General features: G+C 70.5%; 6 protein-coding genes. All 6 read right to left on the reverse strand.

The annotated features are described in order from the left end of the window. Positions 1-97: 97 nt before the first annotated feature. Positions 98-544 carry an SRPBCC family protein gene (locus NOD94_RS40100; RefSeq protein WP_281211179.1) on the reverse strand — a complete coding sequence of 149 codons (447 nt, stop codon included), beginning with the start codon at positions 542-544 and terminating at the stop codon, positions 98-100. A gap of 111 nt (positions 545-655) precedes the next feature. Continuing rightward, complete coding sequence (locus NOD94_RS40105) at positions 656-1,135, reverse strand: TspO/MBR family protein (protein WP_281211184.1); 480 nt, start codon at positions 1,133-1,135, stop codon at positions 656-658. A gap of 171 nt (positions 1,136-1,306) precedes the next feature. After that, positions 1,307-2,710, reverse strand: a complete 1,404-nt coding sequence (locus tag NOD94_RS40110; RefSeq protein ID WP_281211180.1) for an MFS transporter — start codon at positions 2,708-2,710, stop codon at positions 1,307-1,309. A gap of 499 nt (positions 2,711-3,209) precedes the next feature. After that, positions 3,210-3,548 (reverse strand): cyclic-phosphate processing receiver domain-containing protein, encoded by a 339-nt coding sequence (locus tag NOD94_RS40115; protein ID WP_281211181.1) that lies wholly within the window; start codon positions 3,546-3,548, stop codon positions 3,210-3,212. A gap of 122 nt (positions 3,549-3,670) precedes the next feature. Further along, positions 3,671-4,105, reverse strand: coding sequence for a hypothetical protein (locus NOD94_RS40120; RefSeq protein ID WP_281211182.1), 435 nt, complete (start codon positions 4,103-4,105; stop codon positions 3,671-3,673). 96 nt (positions 4,106-4,201) lie between these two features. Further along, a partial coding sequence (locus NOD94_RS40125; protein ID WP_281211183.1) for a hypothetical protein occupies positions 4,202-5,159 on the reverse strand: 958 nt, incomplete at its 5' end.

A 5,159-nucleotide genomic window follows, 5' to 3' on the forward strand; every position in this document is an offset into this window, starting at 1 on the left:
CCCCCCCCCCCCCCCCCCCCCCCCCCCCCCCCCCCCCCCCCCCCCCCCCCCCCCCCCCCCCCCCCCCCCCCCCCTCGGCCGTTCGGTCGGTCGTTCGTCACTCTCCGGTGAGAGATCGGAGTTTCGCGGCGTCGTGCTCGGCGATGGCCTGGAATTGGCCCAGGTCGTAGTTGGCCAGGACCGAGTCGAGGTTGGTGAGAGCGCCCAGATGTTCGATGAAGCCCTTGGGGTCGTACTCGATCTGAAGTGTCACACGGCTCTGTGTCTCGCTGAGACGGTGGAAGGTGACCACGCCCGCGTGGTGCACCCCCCTGGTTGTGCGCCAGGCGATGCGGTCCTCGGCGATCACCTCGGTGAGTTCGGCCACGAACTGCTTGTCCGCACCGGGCAGGGAAACCTGCCAGGCGAAGGTGGTCGCGTCGATCCGCTCGACGTGGCGGACGTGGCTGAGGAAGGACGGCCAACGCTCAACGTCCTGCCACAGGGCCCAGCTCACAGAGACCGGGGCTTCGATGTCGACGGCTTCGAGCAGGGAGGACGTCATGGGATCTTCTTCTCCTTCGCGCGGGTGACCGGTTGTCGTGCGGTTACCCAGAAGGGCGGCTTTCACCGACGGGCGGTGACATGTACTGCGCATCATGAGAATGAGACGGCGTCACCCCTCCCGCCACACGATGGCGGCATTGAGGGCCATCGCGAAGCCGACCCAGCCCAGGTAGGGGACCAGAAGAAGCCCGGCCGCACGGTGCACGCGATGGGAGAAGCGGATGGTGACGACCAGGGCGGCGACCAGCAGCACGATGTCCAACAGGGCGATGTCGTACCGGCGCGCACCGAAGAACAGTGGGGGCCATGCGAGGTTGAGGGCCAGCTGAGCGCCCCACCACGCCAGTGCCCGCCGCCTCTCCGGATGATCCGCACACCTCCACACGAGCCAGCCCGATAGGGCGATGGTGGCGTAAAGGACGGTCCAGACAGGGCCGAAGACCCAGGCGGGCGGCGCCCAGTCCGGCCGGTCAAGAGAGCCGTACACCTCAGCCGCGTTGGAGGAGGCAAGAGCGCCCACCGCGGCAGCGGCGTAGGTAACGACCGCAAACCCGGCCAAGGCCGCCCATGCCCGGCCGCCGCTCACCATTGGTCTTTCGGTTCCCCGCACGGGTCCTCCCCTCTCTCGCTGCTACGACAGGCTCCTGGACTTCTGCCCGGCGCCCTGTTCCGGATGCACGACGGTTGAGCCGGCCCTGACAGGAGCCGGCCGCGGCGCGGGCTCGACGGCTGAGCCGGATTCCCAGGGCGAGGGTTCACGTCAGCAGCGGCGGGTCTGGTACGGCACGGGGGTGGGAAGCGGGCCGGTGGGGGTCGGGCATCGGGTCACGGCGACGAGGAAGGTAAGGGCGATTCCGCCTGCCACGACGAAGAGCGTGGTGCTGATGCCGTCGGCGGTGGCGACGCGGAGCTCGTCGCCCGAGAGGCCGTCGAGGTCCGCCGTAGCCACCAGGACGAGGAGGGCGAGGCCTACCGCCGCGCCCGTGCCCGAGCCGGTGGAGGCGATACCGGAGGCAATTCCTTGCTGTCGGTCGGGGATCCCCGTGGCGGCGGCGATGAACATGGCCGTGAAGACCACCCCGTCGCCGACGCTGAGCACCACGAGGCCGGGGACGAGTTCGGCGTACGTACCGTCGGGCGAGATCGCGAGGCCGAGCGCGACCGCGCCGAGCGCACCGACGGCGAGAGATCCTGCCAGTGTGCGCCTGAGGCCGAAGCGCGTCACGAGGCGGCCCGCGACGGTCGAAGCGGCCACCACCACTGCTGTGGGGATGAGGAAGCCGGCGCCGGTCTGCAAGGCGTCGTAACCCAGAACCTCCTGGAAGTAGATGGACAGGAAGTAGAGCACGGAGCCGAAGGTCGCCATGAACATGAAGGCGATGACGACACCCGTCACCAGATTGGGGTTGGACAGCAACCGGGGCGGCATGAGCGGATCGGAGCCGCGCCGCTCGATGACGACGAACGCTCCGATCAGCAGGAGACCTGCTGTCGCGCTTCCGAGGATGCCCGGTGAGAGCCAGCCCCATCCGGGACCCTGCACGAGGGCGAACACGATGAGGGTGACGCCGAGCGAAATGCAGAGCGCGCCGGGCAGGTCGAACCTGCGCCCCTTCTCGCGTTCGCCGTCCCGGGGAATCACCACGAAGGCGAGCAGCAGCGCGGGGCCGGCCAGCGCGACGTTGACGAAGAAGACCGCTTCCCAGCCGAACGCCTGCGTCAGGAGGCCGCCGAGCAGCACACCGATGACGAGCCCCGCCGCCCCCGCCCCTCCCCAGATCCCCAATGCGCGGTTACGGGGCCGCCCTTCGGCGAAGGTGGTGTTGATGAGGGCCAGGGTGGTGGGGAAGACGAGAGCTCCACCGAGGCCCTGGACCGCCCGGGCGACGAGCAGTGTTCCGGGTCCGGTCGCGAGTCCTCCCACGAATGCCGCCCCGGCGTAGAGCGCGAGACCGACGGCCAGGATGCGGCGCCGGCCGAGCAGGTCCGCGGCACGGCCGCCGAGCAGGAGGAAGCCGGCCGAGGCGACGGCGTAGGCGCTGATGACCGACTGGAGTGTCCGGGCGGAGTAGCCGAGGTCGCGTGCGATGTCGGGTAGCGCCACGACCACGATGTACTGGTCGAGCGAGACGATCAGCATGGCGAAGGACAGGAGTGCCAGCATCGCCCTCTGCCGGCTGCGACCGCGACCGCTTCCGCCCGGCACGGACGGATTCTCCACGGGTACCACGGCAGCACTCCTGACGACCGGTCAAGTCCGCGCCGGTTCCGAGCTCCCCGGCCGGCCTTCGGCCCGCCGCGCAGGCCCGGGCGGGAAAAGAGTAGGGGCCCTCACCACGTCGGCCCGCGGGCCACGCCGGCCCTGGGTGAAATCCACCCCTGGTTCTCCTCCACGCCGGCCCCGGCCCCTCGCGCCGGCAGGACCGCGAAGCGCCCGACCACCCGACCCGCACCACCCACCGCGCGGCCTGAAGCAACGTGCCGGCATTGCCATCCCCTTGACTCTCGCTCTGGTCCTGGGCGCGTTCCAGGCCTGGTGCTGCCTCCGATGTCGACGGCGGCGCGAGTTTTCTCGCGGCGGGCATGTCGGGCGGCGCTGCTCCGTTCTTCACCGCGTTGTCGGCCTTGAAGGCAGTCACACTGACACGGCGGAAACGGGAGGTTCAGGCCGTTGCCCGCTGAACACGGTAGCTCCAGCGTGTGAGTGACCGGACGATGGTTTCGGCACCGATGGGGTTGGCGCTGTGAACGAAGACCGCTCCGATCCGAAAGGGCCGTCCGTTGAAGGCGGCCTCCTCCATGAGGGTCACCACCGGCATGATCGTGTCGTCGCCGCCGAGGTCATGGTCGAGCCATAGTTCGTCGATGAAACCGTCGCGGTGCTCTTCGAGGAGCTGAATGCCTTCGCGGCTGGTGCGGGCGATCCGCGTGGCCCTGGGAAGCGGTCGCAGGTCGTCGATGCCGAGGATCACGGGCATCATCGCGGTTGGGGATTCCTTCACCGGAGGATTGTCACAGTGGGGGGGCGGGACAACAACCGGTCTTCGACCGGCGTCGGCACACCGCCGAGGGAAAGCTCGGAGGTGTGCCGACGCCGCCACGTCACTTCCTCACCTCTGTCGGGTCAGGGCAGGTTGACGAACTTGTGGGAGGCGATGTTGTGGTAGAGCCACTCCCCCGCGCCGGCCCCGCCGGGGCCGAAGTTCCACTCCTTGAGGTCGGGCAGTCCCGCCCCGTTGTACACACCGCGTCCGGCACCGCCGTAGCCGCTGTTGTAGTACACCCAGACGTCGTCCAGGTTGCCCGGGTAGCGCATGTTCCACAGCGAGGCGGCGGTGTTGTGGCACTCCCCCCAGGAGGACGCGTTGGTCGACCAGGAGCCGCACTCGTTGTTGTACCAGGTGCCGAAGTAGGCGTGCAGACGACCGTCGGCCTGGATGCCGGCCGGGGCCTTGGCGTCCACCGGGGCGGTCCCTGCGGCCTGGGCGGTGAAGGGCGCCGCCGTGACGGCCAGGGCGGCCACGGCCGCGCCCGCGAGGATGGTGCGTATGGACCTCATGAGACTCCCTCGTTGGTGTTGACAGTGCGCTGTGGGTGCTGGTTTTCGGGTCTTCGGACCCGGTCTTCGGACCCGGTCTTCGGACCCGGTCTTCGGTCATGACCGGGGTGTCGCCGCGCCCCGGTCGGCCGCGATCACCGAGCGGGCTCGGGGAAGTGCCGCCGTCCGGAGCCCCAGCCAGGTTTCGACGTCGCTCCGGTACTGGGCCCGCAGCTCCGCGTCGTACGTCCGGTCGAGCCGGGCGGACGTCGCCGCGAGCCCCGAGGTCTGTGCGCAGCCGGCCTCGGCGACCGCCAGGGTGACCTCCTCGTCGCGCGGGAGGGACCGTTCCGGCGGCGGCAGTGAGGCGCGTACGGCTGCCGGGTCCTTGAAGTCGTGGCCCGCGGCGCGCATGCAGGTGGACCAGTTTCGGGCGGCGCCCAGGAAGGCGCTGTCGGCGAGGACCTTCGCACCGCGCAGTGACGGCAGCGAGTCCATCGTGACGCGGGCCCGGAACCAGGCTTCCAACTGCGGGTAGAGCGTGCGCTGGGCCTGCGACCGGCATCCTTCGGAGCTGCGGGTGATGGTCAGTCCGTCCGGCGTCCGGGCGGTCATCCCCTCCGGGCGCGGGCCGTTGGCGGCGCCGATGGCCGCCGCCCTGCGCTGCTGTGGCAGGCTCTGGAAATAGCGCTGGTTCACGTCGTCGGCACGGAGCCGCTCGCGCTGTCGCTCGATGTCGCTCCCGTAGCCGTGCCGGCCGGCCCAGTCGAGGTCGTCGACGACGTACGGGAACTCCTTGGCCTCGGGCACCGGTTGCCGTGGGACCGGTTCGTAGACGAAGCCCGCCTCCCGCATGCAGTCACGCAGCAGGAGCTGCTCCGCCGAGTGCAGCAGGTCCTCCTCCTGCGCCGTTGCCTCACGCGGTGTCCCGGCCGTGGGCGGGAGCGCGTCGCGTCCGTCGGCGTGGGCCGGTCCGCCCGCGCCGCCGCCGGTTGCGGCCGTGGCCCCCGCCACCACCGAGCCCACGAGGCCGAGCACGGCCATGGCGGTGCGGGCCCGCCGCCGGTGTCGGGCC

Source organism: Streptomyces sp. Isolate_45, from assembly GCF_024721315.2.
Classification (GTDB): Bacteria; Actinomycetota; Actinomycetes; order Streptomycetales; family Streptomycetaceae; genus Streptomyces.